At 63.5% G+C, this 14,567-nt stretch carries 12 protein-coding genes; 7 read left to right on the forward strand and 5 right to left on the reverse strand.

Annotated features, from left to right (window positions below; translation table 11 throughout):
- Positions 1–19: 19 nt before the first annotated feature.
- Positions 20–625 carry a peptide-methionine (S)-S-oxide reductase MsrA gene (gene msrA / locus C4900_RS04090; protein WP_083995579.1) on the reverse strand — a complete coding sequence of 202 codons (606 nt, stop codon included), beginning with the start codon at positions 623–625 and terminating at the stop codon, positions 20–22.
- Between the two features lie 217 nt (positions 626–842).
- Here msrA and C4900_RS04095 point away from each other — a divergent pair, with 217 nt between their 5' ends.
- Entirely contained in the window at positions 843–1,661 is an 819-nt protein-coding gene (locus C4900_RS04095; protein ID WP_114282355.1) for a ferritin-like domain-containing protein, read from the forward strand.
- A gap of 43 nt (positions 1,662–1,704) precedes the next feature.
- On the opposite strand, the gene C4900_RS04100 is transcribed toward C4900_RS04095, so the two are convergent.
- Positions 1,705–1,968 (reverse strand): DUF2249 domain-containing protein, encoded by a 264-nt coding sequence (locus C4900_RS04100; protein ID WP_065968700.1) that lies wholly within the window; start codon positions 1,966–1,968, stop codon positions 1,705–1,707.
- A gap of 412 nt (positions 1,969–2,380) precedes the next feature.
- Between C4900_RS04100 and ilvB the strand changes: the two genes are divergently transcribed.
- Together ilvB and C4900_RS04110 are read left to right on the forward strand one after the other, a co-directional pair.
- Positions 2,381–4,093 carry a biosynthetic-type acetolactate synthase large subunit gene (gene ilvB / locus C4900_RS04105; RefSeq protein WP_114282356.1) on the forward strand — a complete coding sequence of 571 codons (1,713 nt, stop codon included), beginning with the start codon at positions 2,381–2,383 and terminating at the stop codon, positions 4,091–4,093.
- Positions 4,094–4,121: 28 nt separating this feature from the next.
- Positions 4,122–5,153, forward strand: coding sequence for an adenosine deaminase (locus C4900_RS04110; protein ID WP_065968747.1), 1,032 nt, complete (start codon positions 4,122–4,124; stop codon positions 5,151–5,153).
- Here the strand turns inward: C4900_RS04110 and cbbX are convergent, their stop codons facing one another.
- The 3 genes from cbbX to C4900_RS04125 form a co-directional block, all read right to left on the reverse strand.
- Positions 5,154–6,098 carry a CbbX protein gene (gene cbbX, locus C4900_RS04115; RefSeq protein ID WP_083995588.1) on the reverse strand — a complete coding sequence of 315 codons (945 nt, stop codon included), beginning with the start codon at positions 6,096–6,098 and terminating at the stop codon, positions 5,154–5,156.
- Positions 6,099–6,187: 89 nt separating this feature from the next.
- Positions 6,188–6,622, reverse strand: a complete 435-nt coding sequence (locus C4900_RS04120; RefSeq protein ID WP_065968697.1) for a ribulose bisphosphate carboxylase small subunit — start codon at positions 6,620–6,622, stop codon at positions 6,188–6,190.
- A gap of 26 nt (positions 6,623–6,648) precedes the next feature.
- Complete coding sequence (locus C4900_RS04125; RefSeq protein WP_065968746.1) at positions 6,649–8,121, reverse strand: ribulose-bisphosphate carboxylase large subunit; 1,473 nt, start codon at positions 8,119–8,121, stop codon at positions 6,649–6,651.
- A gap of 232 nt (positions 8,122–8,353) precedes the next feature.
- On the opposite strand from C4900_RS04125, the gene C4900_RS04130 reads away from it, so the two are divergent.
- The 4 genes from C4900_RS04130 to ygiD all read left to right on the forward strand — a co-directional run bounded on the left by C4900_RS04130 (position 8,354) and on the right by ygiD (position 14,448).
- Positions 8,354–9,265 carry a LysR family transcriptional regulator gene (locus C4900_RS04130; protein WP_065968696.1) on the forward strand — a complete coding sequence of 304 codons (912 nt, stop codon included), beginning with the start codon at positions 8,354–8,356 and terminating at the stop codon, positions 9,263–9,265.
- A 142-nt stretch (positions 9,266–9,407) separates the two neighbouring features.
- Positions 9,408–9,905, forward strand: coding sequence for a hypothetical protein (locus C4900_RS04135; protein WP_065968695.1), 498 nt, complete (start codon positions 9,408–9,410; stop codon positions 9,903–9,905).
- Between the two features lie 1,252 nt (positions 9,906–11,157).
- On the forward strand, positions 11,158–13,326 hold the full coding sequence (locus C4900_RS04145; protein ID WP_114282358.1) for an FAD-dependent oxidoreductase: 2,169 nt from the start codon (positions 11,158–11,160) through the stop codon (positions 13,324–13,326).
- Between the two features lie 342 nt (positions 13,327–13,668).
- A complete protein-coding gene (ygiD, locus tag C4900_RS04150; RefSeq protein ID WP_065968694.1) occupies positions 13,669–14,448 on the forward strand; it encodes a 4,5-DOPA-extradiol-dioxygenase in 780 nt (259 codons plus the stop codon).
- Positions 14,449–14,567 lie beyond the last annotated feature (119 nt).

Below are 14,567 nucleotides of genomic sequence, written 5' to 3' on the forward strand. Positions count from 1 at the left end.
GCTCCTTTTGTGCTAGCCGTTATGATAGCGGGGAGCGGCGCAGCATGTGCGTGAAATAGCGCCGGAGCTTGGTGACTTTGGGGGCCGCGACATGCACGACGTAGGGCTGGTCCGGGTGGCAGGCGGCGTAATTGTTGTGATAGACCTCGGCCGGATAGAATGGGCTTGCGGCCACGACCTCAGTCACGATCGGATTCTTGAAGACCTGATCACGCGTCAATTGCTCGATGATGGTAGTCGCCGCCGCCTGCTGGCGCTCATCGCCGTAGAAGATGACGGAACGGTATTGGCGTCCGCGATCGTTACCTTGTCGATCCTTTTGCGTCGGGTCGTGGGCGATCGAGAAAAACACCGTGAGCAGGTCTTCGTAGCGGATCTGCTGCGGGTCATAAGAGATGCGCACCGCCTCGGCGTGGTCGGTGCGTCCCGTACATACCTGTTGATAGTCGGCGGTCTCGCGCGTGCCGCCGCAGTATCCGGACTCCACTTTCAGGACCCCGCGCAGCTCGCGAAAGACGGCCTCGACGCACCAGAAACAGCCGCCGGCCAAGATCGCGGTCTCGACATTCGGTTCGGTGGGCAAATAGGCACCGTTGTCCGGTGCCGTCGTATCATGATCGTGCATGGCGATCTCCCTCTCGTTGTGTGGGTTCGACCGGTAAGGCCGCCCAGGGGGCGCGGGCTCGACGTCGGCTGGCGGGCCTCCGGATGGTTTTTTATACTAGCGCGACGGCATGCCCAGACCCATCGGCCGGCACGACCGACGGTCCGTGGCGGCCGTCCCGTGACTGCGGCCTTGCCTAAGAGGTGGCACAAGACCGATGGGAGGTTCTGCTGTGGAAATGCATCTTAGCCCTTTCCAGCGACGGTGGTCGCTCGACGACATCCCCTACGACCAGGTGGATCGGACTATGATCGCCGATGATCGCGACTGGTTTTACCTGCTCGCCGCCTCGTCGTTTGTGGAGATTCTCTCCGATCTGTATGCCCGCAACCTGGGCGACTATTATGCCGGTGATGACGAGACCTGTACCTGGCTTGCGCGCAAATGGGGGCCGGAGGAGGTGCAGCATGGCGAGGCCTTGAAACGCTACGTTCTATCCGTATGGCCCGACTTCGATTGGCAGCGGGGCTTCGACGGGTTCCGGGCGGATTACGCGCCGTATTGCGAGACCGCGCGGCTTGGTCCGACCCGCGCCCTGGAAATGGCCGCGCGGTGCGTGGTGGAGACCGGTACGTCGAGCTTTTACGGGATGCTGCGCCAAGCCAGTCCAGAGCCGGTATTGGCGGCCTTGGCCGGCCATATCCGTGAGGACGAGATCGGCCATTATAAGGGGTTCTACCGGATCTATCGCGACTATCAGGGGCGCGAACCGCATTCCCGATGGCGTGTGGCGCGCGAGATCTGGCGGCGAGTGGCCGAGGTGGATAGCGAGGACGCCTATCTGGCCGTAAAGAACGTGAGCCTCGCCTGCGAATCACGCGCGGCATTCACGCGCGGCGATTTTCGTGCCTTTCGCAACCGCATACGCGTGTGGATGCGCCGGTATTATCCCTTTCAGCCGGCGGTGAAGATGCTGCTCACGCCCCTCGATCTGCCCGCATCCGTGCAGAGGCTCATGGTGTCGTTCATGGTCGGCGGCGCGCGACTTATTGTGTAGCCGCGCGCCGCCTGTCCGATGCGCCCTGCAATGGCCCGCGGATTCAGGCCGGACGGCGCGTGAAGCGGATTAGGACGCCCGCGGCATTGCGTTCGAGGTACTCGATGGCGACCTGGTGGCCGTAGTGCTGCTCCATTTGTTGGAGCAGCGGGATGGGATCGTGGTCATTGCGGAAGTCCATGGCCTCGCCGGGGGTCAGGGCATCGAGGGCGCCGAAGATGGCGGCGTGCCGAAACCGCTTGGCGATCCCGCGGGCGTCGAATGGATAGGTGCGATCATCGCGCAGGTGGTTGTGGGCAATGGTCATGAGGAAGGTCTCCGATCGGTTGGGATGGGCGCGCCGTGGGCACCATCGCGCACGGCGCAAGACAATACTTGACTGAGGCAGTCAGGTAATCCTTGACCGCAATCAAGGACGCCGGGATGCGGTCCGGCGCGATGGCCGTGCTCACCGCTCCCCCTTGTGTCGTCGTGCGCGATCGCGCACAATAATCGGCGATCTGTAAGGGAAACCCGATGACCGCTTGCCTATCGCGTCTTTGTCCCGGACCCGCGTGCCGTTTCGACGGCGCGGTCCTGGCCGTACGCGTAACGAACGCCGGCGGCCAGAGCGACCTTTTGTAAACGTCTACTCATCCGCCGGCAGGCCGCCGGCGGATAGCGTCCCTTCACGACCTCATTCCTCGGCGGACTCCGGCCCCTGTTAAAGGAGTCGATCGATGTCTGTGACCTGCGCTGAACTGCTCGTGACCTTGCTCGAGCGCCACGGGGTGCGCCTCGTGGCCGGTATACCCGGGGGCACCATTCTGCCGATCTACGATGCCCTGGCACGATCCGCACAGATCCGTCACTTGCTCGTTCGCCATGAGCAGGCAGCGGGTTTCGTGGCCCAGGGCTATGCGCGCGCGACCGGCAGGGTCGGTGTGTGCCTGGCGTCGTCCGGTCCGGGTGCGACCAATCTCTTGACCGCGGTGGCCGATGCTCAGCGCGACTCCATCCCGCTCTTGGCGATCACAGGCCAGGTCCCGCGCGCGATGATCGGCACGGATGCCTTCCAGGAAGTGGATACCTGCGCCTTGGCGCGCGTGGTCACCAAGTTCAGCGCGCAGGTGCGACGTGCGGATGAGCTCCCCGGGATCCTCGCGACCGCTCTTTCAGAGGCCCAGTCGGGACGGCCCGGGCCGGTGTGGATCGATATCCCCAAGGACGTGCAAACGGAATGTGTGTCTGATGCGTGCGCATTACCACAGGCCTCGGCCCCGGCCTTGCCGGCAACGCCGGCGGACACGATCGTGGAGGCCGCGGCCGAGGCCATCGCCGGCGCGCAGCGCCCTATCCTTTACCTCGGCGGCGGGCTTGTGCAGGCGCAGGCGGCGCCGCTCGCGCGCGCCCTGGCGGAATGTCAGGACATGCCGGCGGTCATGACCTTGATGGCGCTCGGCACATTCCCCAAGGGGCACCCCTTGTCGCTCGGGATGTTGGGCATGCACGGCTCGCGCGCAAGCCATGCCGTGCTGCGCGAGACCGACCTCCTGATAGCCTTGGGGGCGCGCTTCGATGATCGCGCCACCGGACGGCTTGCCGACTTCTGCCCGCAGGCCAAGGTGATTCATGTGGATATCGATGCGCGCGAACTCGGCAAGCTGCGCATCCCCGATATCGCGATCGCAGGCGACCTGGGGTGTGTCTTAAGGGCGCTCCTACCGCGCCTTCGGCCACGCACGCGCCCTCTATGGCAGGCCCGGGTGGCGGCCTTGCGGGCCGCGTATCCGGACAGGGAGGGCGGTCCCGGCGCCCCGCGCGCGCTCCTGCAGAAGGTCGCGCGCGCCGCGCCCGCGGAGGCGATTGTCGTGAGCGATGTCGGGCAACACCAGATGTGGGTCGCGCAACATTATCCGTTGGCGGATGCGCGGCGCTGGCTCACATCCGGCGGTCTTGGCACTATGGGCTTTGGTTTGCCTGTCGCGATCGGCGCGGCGTACGCCCGGCCCGAGGTCCCGGTGATCTGTTTTACAGGCGACGGCGGGCTTTTGATGAATATCCAGGAGCTCGCCACCGCCGCCGAGGCGGACGTCAACGTGAAGGTGATCGTCCTCGACAATCAGTCGCTGGGACTCGTTGCCCAGCAGCAGGCGTTGTTCTATGCCGCGCCCGGGTTTGGCTCGCGCTTCGCGCAGGCTACTGATTACGTCACCATCGCCCGTGGGTTCGGGATACCGGCCTTCGACGCCGGTGATGCGGGCGAGGGCCCGGATTTCTGGTCGGACGTGTTGACCACCCAGGGGCCGTGCCTTGTGCGCGTGCCCGTGGATGCCCGCGAGCAGGCCTTGCCGATCGTGCCCCCGGGGCCGCCCATTGGGAGGCGATCGGCGGATAGGTCAGGGCGGCGGCGAATCGTACAGCCGAGCGTGCCGCGATGGTATCGGGCATAATAGGGGCCTTGTGTCGCTGGGGGACATCATGCCACCGTCTGCTCTATCCGCTCTCGAATTCGCTTACCGCATGCCCAAGGCCGAGCTGCATGTCCATATCGAGGGCACGCTTGAGCCTGAACTCGCGTTCGCGCTTGCGCGTCGCAACGGACTCACCCTGCCGTATGCCGATGAGGAGGCGCTGCATGCCGCCAAGGCATTCACCGATCTCCAGTCGTTCCTTGATCTCTATTACGCCTGTGCGGATGTGCTGCGCGCCAGCCATGACTTCGCCGACCTCATGCTCGCCTATCTCGGTCGCGCGCATGCCGACGGCGTCGTTCACGCCGAGATCTTTTTCGATCCCCAGACCCATACGGCGCGTGGTATCCCGTTTGCCGAGGTCATGGCCGGCCTCAATGCCGGGCGTGCTGAGGGTGCGCGGCGCTTTGGCATCACAAGCCGGCTCATCCTGTGCTTCCTTAGACATTTGAGCGAGGAGGAGGCATTCGCGACGCTCGCCGCCGCCGAGCCGTTTCTGGATGACATCGATGGCTTCGGTCTCGACTCGTCGGAACGCGACCATCCGCCTGCGAAATTCGCACGGGTATTCGCGCGTGTGCGTGCCCTCGGTAAGCGCGTCGTCGCCCATGCCGGCGAAGAGGGCCCGGCGTCGTATATCACCGAGGCCCTCGATGTCCTGGGGGCCTCGCGCATAGACCATGGCGTGCGCGCCGTCGACGATCCGGCGTTGGTGCGGCGCTTGGCCGCCGATGGTGTCGCGCTCACTGTCTGCCCCTTGTCGAACGTACGCCTGCGGGTCTTTCCCACCATGAAGGATCATACCCTGCCGGCATTGATGGCCGCCGGCGTGCGCGTGACGATCAATAGCGATGATCCCGCCTACTTCGGGGGCTACATGAACGACAACATTCGTGCCGTGCATGAAGCCTTCGGCTTCGATCGCGCCACCTGGGCCGCGCTTGCGCGCAATAGCCTGGAGGCGAGCTGGGCCGGGGCCGACGACAAGGCCCGCTGGATCGCGGCGCTTGATAGTCTCGCGACCTCCCCCGATCCGTGATCAGTGCGTCGGGGTGGCATCGGTATCCGTGGCCCCCTCGCCAAACACGCGGCTTGCCAACACATCTTCGGCCTCTATGGTCATGAGGTCGCGCTTTGTGAGCGGCCGGCGCTTGCCCGCGAACAGCCGGTTGGCCTGTCGCAGGCGCGCGCGGTCGAGGGCGTTGCGGATGGAGCGTGCGTTGGCGAAATGTCCAAGCTTCATGCGTAGCGGAATGTAGTCGGCAAATGCCTTCTCGCCGGCCGGGCTGAAGCCATAGTTCTGCTCGGCAAGCATGAGTTTTGCGATCGCCATGAGTTGCGCCGCCGAGTAGTCCGGAAAATCGACGTGGTGGGCGATACGCGAGCGCATGCCGGGATTGCTCGCGAAGAACCGCTCCATCTTGTCCTTGTAGCCGGCCAGGATCACCACCAGATCGTCGCGGTTGTTCTCCATGATCTGCAGCAGGATCTCTATCGCCTCCTGCCCGTAATCGCGTTCGTTCTCAGGTTTGTGGAGATAATAGGCCTCGTCTACGAATAACACCCCGCCCATCGCCTTCTTGATGACTTCCTTGGTCTTGGGGGCGGTGTGGCCTATATATTGGCCCACGAGATCATCGCGCGTGACGGCGACCAGATGACCCTCGCGCACGTAGCCTAGGCGGTGCAGGATCTCGGCCATACGCAGCGCCACGGTGGTCTTGCCGGTCCCGGGGTTGCCGGTAAAGGACATATGGAGAGTGGGTGTCCCGGCGGTCAGCGCGTAACGCTTGCGCAGGCGGTCGACGAGCAGGAGCGCTGCGATCTCGCGGATGCGCGTCTTCACGGGCCGCAGGCCGATCAGCTCGCGATCGAGGGTGTCGAGCACCTCCTGGACGCGCGAGTCGTTGAACTCCGCCTCGAGATCGACCGGCGTATCGTCGTTCGGTGCCCCTGGCCCTGTCACCTGCGATTCTTCGCCCATACCCATTGTGTTGTCTCCCGCGCTGCGGATTTCACATGCGATCGGGCAGGCCGCCGTCACAAGACAGCGGTCCTAGCCCCTATGCCGCGTCAGTAGCGCTCGGACTCCGGATGGTCGGTGGCGTAACTGTGGATCGTGTACCGTATCCGGCGGCCATCGACCTCCTGGCGCACGAGCCCGAAGCCCGGTTCCTTCTTCGGGCGGTTTACGATATATGACATGCGCGGCGTCTCCCATCCCTGGGATGAGTCGAACGCCGTGACGCGCACATAGTGGTTGGGGAAGGTCTTGCGGCAGTCGTTGATCTCCATCAGGATGCCGGCTGCGTCCTTCAGATCGAACATCGGCATGCCGAACATCTCCCAGTAGGTGTTGCGCGGGTGCGGGTCGTCGGTATATTCGACGCCGATCGCCCAGCCGTGATTCAGGGCGTATCGGATCTGCGCTGTGATCTGGGCGTCGGTCAGGTCGGGAAGAAATGAGAACTGTCCTTGAGTCAGGCGATTGCCCGGGTTCGTCATCATGGCTGTGGTCTCCTTGATCGATGCGTCTAGATGCTGGCCGTCGTGGTCGGGACGAAGTCCGCGGTGTCGGTCGATTCGTAGTTGAAGGTGATGTCTTTCCAGGTGTCGAGCGCGGCCTTCAAGGGCGTGCAGGTCTTGGCCGCCGCCTCGAGGATCTGCGGACCTTCCGCCAGGTAGTCGCGGCCCTCGTTGCGTGCCAGGATCATGGCCTCAAGCGCCACACGGTTGGCGGTGGCGCCGGCTTGGATGCCCATCGGGTGTCCGATCGTGCCGCCGCCGAATTGCAGGATCACGTCCTCGCCCAGATAGTGGATGAGCTGATGCATCTGTCCGGCATGGATGCCGCCGGAGGCGACCGGCATGACGCGGTTCAAAGACGCCCAATCCTGATCGAAGAACAGGCCGTTTTCGAGGCTCTGTGGCGTATGCAGATCGCGTAGCGTGTCATAGAAGCCCTTGATCATGAGCGGGTCGCCCTCGAGCTTGCCCACCACCGTGCCGGCGTGAATGTGGTCGACGCCGGCCATACGCATCCACTTGCATATCACCCGGAAGTTCATGCCATGGTTCTTCTGCCGCGAGTAGGTCGAGTTGCCCGCGCGGTGCAGGTGCAGGATCATGTCGTTCTTGCGCGCCCACTTGGCCATCGACTGTATGGCGGTGTAGCCGATCACGAGGTCGATCATGACGATCACCGAGCCGAGCGACTTGGCGAACTCGGCACGCTCGTACATGTCCTCCATGGTGCCGGCCGTGACATTCAGGTAGTGCCCCTTCACTTCGCCGGTCGCGGCTGATGCGCGGTTCACCGCCTCCATGCAGTAGAGGAAACGGTCGCGCCAATGCATGAACGGTTGGGAGTTGATGTTCTCGTCGTCCTTCACGAAGTCGAGGCCACCCTTCAAGGCCTCATAGACCACGCGGCCGTAGTTGCGGCCGGAGAGGCCAAGCTTGGGCTTGGTGGTGGCGCCGAGCAGTGGACGGCCGAACTTGTCGAGGCGTTCGCGCTCGACGACGATACCGGTAGCCGGCCCCTGGAAGGTCTTCAGGTAGGCGACCGGGATGCGCATGTCTTCGAGTCGCAGGGCCTTGACCGCCTTGAAGCCGAACACGTTGCCGATGATTGAGGCCGTGAGGTTCGCGATCGAGCCGGGCTCGAATAGATCGATATCATAGGCGATATAGGCAAAGTATTGCGCCTCGACCTGGGTGCCTTCGCCGGTATGGGGGACCGGATCGATACGATAGGCCTTGGCCCGGTAGAGTTCGCAGGCGGTCAGCCGGTCGGTCCAGACCACAGTCCACGTGGCCGTCGAGGATTCGCCGGCGACCGCGGCGGCGGCCTCATCGGCATCCACGCCGGGTTGCGGGGTGATACGGAAGAGGACGATGATATCCGTGTCCTTCGGTTTGTAGTCGGGTTCCCAGTAGCCCATCTTCTTATAGGGTATGACGCCCGACTTGTAACGCTCCTTGCCCTTGATCGCTTGTGTGGCCATATCGTCTCCCAGGATGACCATAATCATCGTCTGATGGATGGCATGAAATGTCCCGATTGTGCGAGGCCCAGCCATTGAGGTCTCCGAGCGCGTATCCTGACCCTCGTAATGGCATCAATGATAGTCAATGTTTTCTATCGAATGGATAGATGATAGTCTATGGGTGCCGGGGGTCGCCTTCTGGTAGAGTTAGAGCACGTTCCAGGGGATCTTCGTATCCGAGGGAGCGGTCATGCGTCATGGCACTTTTCGCCAACTGGAAGTCTTCGACGCCATCATGCGTCTAGGGAGTTTCCGCAAGGCGGCCGAGTTTCTGTTTCTGACTCAGCCTACCGTATCCATGCAGATGAAAAAGCTCACCGAGGCGGTGGGCTACCCCTTGTTCGAGCAAGTCGGAAAGCGGATCTTTCCAACCGACGTCGGGCGCGAGCTGCATAAGACGACGCGTGAGATCTTTGATGATCTGGCGCGATTTGACATGGCGCTCGGGGACCTCAAGGGTCTGGCGCGCGGCTCGCTCAGCATTGCCGTGGTGACTACCGCCAAATACTTCGCACCTGGCCTGCTGGGCCGGTTCTGCGAGCGTTACCCGTCCATAGAGGCGTCGCTCAAGGTGTGCAATCGCGCGCACATCATCGAGCGACTCATTGCCAATGAGGACGACTTCTATATCTTGGGTCAGCCACCCGAGGAGATCGAGGTCGACGCCGAGGCCTTCCTTGATAACCCGCTCGTGGCGGTAGCGGCGAACGACCATCCGCTCATGGGCGAAAAACGCATCTCGTTGAGACGTTTTGCCGAGGAGCCGTTTCTGGCGCGGGAACCGGGCTCGGGGACGCGCGCCGCAACCGAACGCTTGTTTGCCGAACATGGATTGAAAGTGCACGTGCGCATGGAGATGGAGAGCAATGAGGCCATAAAGCAGGCCATCATGGTGCACTTCGGGGTCTCCATCCTGTCGCGCCATACGATTGTGATGGAGATCGCCTCAGGTCATCTGGGGGTGCTCGATGTCGAGCATCTGCCGATCACGCGATCCTGGTACCTGGTCAACCGCAAGGGCAAGTACCCATCGTTGGTGGCCTGTGCCTTTCGTAACTATCTGCGTGAATATACCACTGCGTCTGATCATCGCGGCCCGTGAATGAGAGGGCTGTGGCGGGCGTAAAGCGAGGACCGGGCTGTTGCAAAACACTACATCTCTCGGCCGTCGCCAGGATTAACCTGGACAGGCATAATGGCGGTTACGGAACAGGGTGTTTATCTCTTACGGAAAGGAGCCTTTCATGTCGAAATCGCGATTGACGTTGGCGCTGCTCGGTCTGCTCACCACGGGGACGGCATTTGCCATGCCTCCCATGAAGCCCATGGCCCCACCACCCCCGGGGTGCCATGTCGTCATGCGCCATCGATTTCTCCACCACCCCATGATTCCCATGGTCCTGCCATTGGCGGAAATGCGGTCCTATAGCCTGCATCTGAGTGATCATCAGGTGAGCACGCTTGCCGTGTGGCATAACCGTCACATGCGCGTCGCGGTGCCGCTCATGAAGCGCCTGCGCGATGACAAGAGGGCGCTCCACGAGGCCCTGCTGCGAGGCGCCGGCACGGGGACCGTGCACGATATCCTGGATCGCCTGGATCACGATCATGCACGCCTGTTGGATCTGGAGGTCGCCCAGGTACGCATTGTGCGCAAGACATTGTCGGTCGATCAGTGGCACAAGCTCGTGAACATGTACCATCGCATGCCACCCATGCGCTTTATGATGATGCGCCACTGATCTTCGGCGGACGCATCTGCCGGGCCCCATCGAAGGATGAGGCCACGGCATCGCATTCCGGGGCCCGCTCGGGCCCCTTTGCCTTCTCGCACGGTCTGGGCGCGGGGTCGCCCTGAATATGTGCGTCGGCCGCAACCAGTGGGGCTCCGAGCGTACGGGACATCGCCACGATCCTGTGCTCGGCAGGATCCGTAGGGTCGCTGGGCGGTGTGGCGCTTGTGACGGCGATTTCGTGGTCCTGGCCCCGACGGGCGCCAGAGGGTCTTGGTAGCGAGGGACTGAGCCCGCGGGGTATCCAGGGGATTATCGGCGTGCGATTTGTCGGGTTAGACCTCAAGATTTAAGTGTGCCGTGATCAGTCCTCACGATCGGTTCTCCGCTGCGCCTGGGCCGACGCGCTAAGGGAGGTCGGTCGCACGATCGCGTGATCTCCGGAGAGGCGCCGGTTGGCGTGATCCCGGACGATTCCACGGTGGTCGATAGAGAAGGTGTGCGCGGCATGTGCGGCACGTATATCGACAGGCGGCGAGAGGGATAATCCAATGGCCGCATAGGGCCGGAATCGTTCCGGGCGGCCTTCAAAGAGCGGCGCGGGCGCCCAGCAGGGGCGATGACTACGATACCGCGCCTATCGCAAACGGTTGGGCGTGGCGCTGGTCGTCGTTTGATTGCCCGAGGCGCCGATGACCGACCGGCCCGTCAAGGCAACGTGTCAACGCCGTGGAGATCGCATCTTTGGCCCGATGCCTCTCTGCAGCGGGGGTCTGAGCAGCTTTTTTGGACGCGATCCCGGTGTGCTTATAGTGCGGCAAGTCCCGCCATGATGCGCCATTGTCGGCCATGGCGATGGCGCGCCGGGTGGTCGATCCCAAAGAGCGGACGCCGCCCCTGTCCTCGCTGGTACGCTCTTTCGGTCCCTGCGTCACAATCGCGGCACCCGGCGCGTCGTGGATCTGTAGGCAACTGCGTGCACGGGCGTGTGCGATTGCGATGTAGGCGCGCTGACCTGACCGGGCCCGGGCAAGCGGGATCAGGCGGCTTTTCTCCCCTCCGTGTCGTGCCGACGGCAGTCGTACAGTACGCGAGGCCGTCTTTTCGGTATTTGGCGACGGCCGGGTATTGAGTCTCGCCAGCATAATATGAAATTATGCCCTATCGGAAAAACTAATGGGCCGAGCATGAGAGTGCGCCTTCCCGAGCTCGCCCGCATCGTATCGGATGGGCATACCCCTAGGGGTCGCGGGTGTCTGGTATGAGGGGAACCGGACGCCTCCCCGGGGGACTCGTAACCCATCGGCTTTCCGGGCCGGTGCGCGTGATCACGGCCGTCTATGGCCTGCTGGAGCGATCGACCGGGCCGATCGTGGATCTCCTGATTCGCCTGTGGCTCGCCAAGGTCTTTTTCGTCTCGGGCGTACTCAAGATCTTTGGTGTCAGTGTCGAGCCCTACCTGTCGCGCGTCGCCTATCCCGTGCCGTGGGTGGAACCGCTCAGCCCCACCTATCTGGGCGCGGCCCTGCAGATGACCATCCCGATCCTGCTCGCATTGGGGCTTGCGACCCGATGGGCGGCGCTTTATATGCTCATCCTCGTGCTGGTGGTCCAGCTGAACTACCTGCCCTTGGACATCAACCTGTATTCAGCGGTGTTGTTTGGATGGTTGGTCGTCTGCGGCGCCGGCCCGCTGTCGCTGGATCATCTGTTGGCGCGCGGCTTGGGGGATACCGCGCTACCCTTGGCCACGCCTCTGACGCGCCTGGCGCGCGCCATCACGCGCTATCTCCGGCCCTATTATCAATTGTTCGTCCGGCTATGGCTGGCCTTGGCGCTGTGCGCGGTCAGCACCAAGATGTCATTGCCGGTCGGGTTGGCAAGGCTCATCCCCCAAGACTCGCTTGCACATTTCGCGCCGGCACCCGTGCTGGCCTTGACTGGTGCCTTGCTCCTGGCGCTGGGTCTGGCGGCGCGCCCCATGGCGCTCCTGCTCATCGCGGTCGTGGCCGGCATGCACGTGGCGGGTGCAGCCGGTCCGGCCGATGTCTATTTCGTGATGACGCTCGCACTGCTCGGCCTGTACGGATCGGGTCCGCTGTCGCTCGACCGACAGATCGCGCGCATCTTTTGGACGATCAGCGCACAGCAGGCTATCGTGCCAGAGGGTGCCCCGCGCGTGGTGATCGTAGGCGCCGGCTTCGGGGGCTTGGCGTGCGCGTCGCGGTTGACGCGGGCGCCGCTCCAGGTGACCTTGATCGATCGTCACAACTACCATCTGTTCCAGCCTCTATTGTATCAGGTGGCCACGGCCTCCTTGTCGCCGGCCGACATCGCCACGACCGTGCGCGGCCTTTTTTGTGAATACTTGAACGTGAAGGTCCTGTTGGCCGATGTCACTGGGGTCGATACCGATCGGCAGGCCGTACTGATCGGGGAACGGCGTGTGCCTTATGATTACCTGGTGCTGGCCACGGGTGCCTCACATAGTTACTTCGGGCGCGACGAGTGGGCACCTCATGCACCGGGCCTGAAGACCATCGACGACGCTGTGGAGATACGACGGCGCATTCTCGCCGCCTTTGAGCGCGCCGAATCCGCGGAAGATCCGGCCGAACGCCGGAGTCTGCTCACATTCGTGATCGTCGGCGGCGGACCGACGGGGGTGGAGCTGGCAGGCGACATCGCCGAACTCGTGCGCTACGGCATGGACAAGGAATTCCGTCACTTCGACCCTGCCAGTGCGCGCGTGGTGTTGGTGCAGTCGGCTGCGCGCCTCTTGCCGACCTTTCCCGAGGCCTTATCGCGCAAGGCACAGCATTCGCTCGAACGGCTGGGGGTCGAGGTCGCGCTGGAAAGCAAGGTGGCGGATATCGACCCGGATGGCGTGCTCGTAAACGGTCGGCGGATCGCATCGCGTACCGTATTGTGGGCCGCTGGGGTGGTGGCGTCACCGGCCGCGCAGTGGCTCCAGGCCCCGGCGGATCGCAGCGGACGGGTGAAGGTTGAAGCCGACCTCTCGGTGGCCGGCCTGCCCAATGTGTTTGTCATAGGGGACACGGCCTTGGTCAACGCCTGGAAGGGAAAACCCGTGCCTGGCCTGGCGCCGGCGGCAAAGCAGGGTGGGAGCTATGTCGCGAGGGCGATCCTCGCGAGGTTGCGCGGCGAGGCGCTGCCGCCATTCCGCTACCGCCACATGGGCAGTCTTGCCACCATCGGCCGTAAGGCGGCGGTGGCGAGTTTCGGTGGCGTCAATGTGAGCGGCGCGCCGGCATGGTGGCTGTGGGGCGCGGTTCATGTGGCGTTTCTCGTGGGCTTGCGTAACCGCATCGCGGTGATGTTCAGCTGGTTTTGGGCCTACCTCACCTTCAAGCGTGGGACGCGCCTCATAACCGGAGACGGGAGGCCGGCGGGGGAGGATCGCGGGTGACCGTGATCCGACGGTCTTGAAGATAGCGGCTCACCCGTGGCGCCCTCGACAGCTGGCATAGCCCGCCGTATGTGGGCGTTCTGCGCAGGGGTATGGTCCCTGGCTGGTCGCGGCGCCGTCACGTCGTGGGGGCGGCTCATGATCGCTCCGTGGAAGCGGCGAGAGGCCTGCCATCGCCCTGCCGGCACGCCGCATGCTGGGGGCGGGGTTTGTCTGCCATCAATATCAGAACCGCCAGCCTTTCCCAAGGCTCATGTCGAAAAGGGAGGGAAGGGCATAGGATTGGCAACGCCGTGATCGGGGCTGGTCAGTCGGTCGAAAGATAAGAGGGGGTGTCAATCTATGGCCAATCGGCTTCCAGCGGTCTTTTTGGGGCACGGCAATCCCATGCAGACCTTGGCACATAATGACTACACAGAGGCGTGGCGCCAGCTGGGCCTGGACATGCCAAGGCCCAGGGCGATCCTCGCGATCTCGGCGCACTGGTATGGGCCTGGGGCGGCGGTAACGGTCGCGACGGCCCCGAGAACGCTTCATGATTTCGGCGGATTTCCGCGGGAACTCTACCAGATTCAGTACCCGGCACCCGGCGATCCTGGGCTCGCCGGCAGTATCCAGCGGCTGTTGGCGCCGGTTGCGGTCAGTGCGGATGAAAGCTGGGGGCTCGATCATGGCACGTGGTCGGTCCTGCGTCATGTCTATCCCGATGCCGACATTCCGGTCGTGCAACTCCGCATCGACGCCACAAAGGGCCCGGATCACCATTTCGATATCGGCCGAATGCTCGCGCCTTTGCGGGACGAGGGTGTACTGATTGTCGGAAGCGGCAATCTCATACATAACCTTCGGATGTATGCCTGGGACCGGCCGTTGCGGGAGCCTTACGACTGGGCGGTGCGCTTCGACAACAAAGTCCGGGAGCTGGTGCGCGAAGGGGACTTCGCACCACTCATCCATTACGAGGCGCTCGGACGGGACGCGACCCTCTCGATACCGACGCCGGACCACTATCTGCCGCTACTCTATGTCCTTGGTGCCCGACGACCCGGTGATGGCATCCGCTTTCCGGTCTCGGGTATCGAGGGAGGGGCGCTTTCCATGCTCGCGGTGCAGGTCGGGTAGGCTACCGCCGCGGGCGAATCTCTGTGGCCTTTGCGATTTCGGCCACCTGTGGCGATATTGCTGCCAATCGGCTGGTATCCCCATCGATCCCGGTGTCCTGCTTGTCCGGGTGCGCGGCG

The sequence above is a fragment of the Acidiferrobacter thiooxydans genome (assembly GCF_003333315.1).
GTDB classification, from domain to species: Bacteria; Pseudomonadota; Gammaproteobacteria; order Acidiferrobacterales; family Acidiferrobacteraceae; genus Acidiferrobacter; species Acidiferrobacter thiooxydans.

Excerpts from the sequence above, each read along its gene's own strand:
- ilvB (WP_114282356.1), top strand. The coding sequence starts at position 2,381 with ATGTCTGTGACCTGCGCTGAACTGCTCGTGACCTTGCTCGAGCGCCAC.
- C4900_RS04125 (WP_065968746.1), bottom strand. The coding sequence starts at position 8,121 with ATGGCCACACAAGCGATCAAGGGCAAGGAGCGTTACAAGTCGGGCGTC.
- C4900_RS04120 (WP_065968697.1), bottom strand. The coding sequence starts at position 6,622 with ATGATGACGAACCCGGGCAATCGCCTGACTCAAGGACAGTTCTCATTT.
- C4900_RS04100 (WP_065968700.1), bottom strand. The coding sequence starts at position 1,968 with ATGACCATTGCCCACAACCACCTGCGCGATGATCGCACCTATCCATTC.
- cbbX (WP_083995588.1), bottom strand. The coding sequence starts at position 6,098 with ATGGGCGAAGAATCGCAGGTGACAGGGCCAGGGGCACCGAACGACGAT.
- C4900_RS04095 (WP_114282355.1), top strand. The coding sequence starts at position 843 with ATGCATCTTAGCCCTTTCCAGCGACGGTGGTCGCTCGACGACATCCCC.
- C4900_RS04135 (WP_065968695.1), top strand. The coding sequence starts at position 9,408 with ATGTCGAAATCGCGATTGACGTTGGCGCTGCTCGGTCTGCTCACCACG.
- C4900_RS04130 (WP_065968696.1), top strand. The coding sequence starts at position 8,354 with ATGCGTCATGGCACTTTTCGCCAACTGGAAGTCTTCGACGCCATCATG.
- ygiD (WP_065968694.1), top strand. The coding sequence starts at position 13,669 with ATGGCCAATCGGCTTCCAGCGGTCTTTTTGGGGCACGGCAATCCCATG.
- msrA (WP_083995579.1), bottom strand. The coding sequence starts at position 625 with ATGCACGATCATGATACGACGGCACCGGACAACGGTGCCTATTTGCCC.
- C4900_RS04110 (WP_065968747.1), top strand. The coding sequence starts at position 4,122 with ATGCCACCGTCTGCTCTATCCGCTCTCGAATTCGCTTACCGCATGCCC.
- C4900_RS04145 (WP_114282358.1), top strand. The coding sequence starts at position 11,158 with ATGAGGGGAACCGGACGCCTCCCCGGGGGACTCGTAACCCATCGGCTT.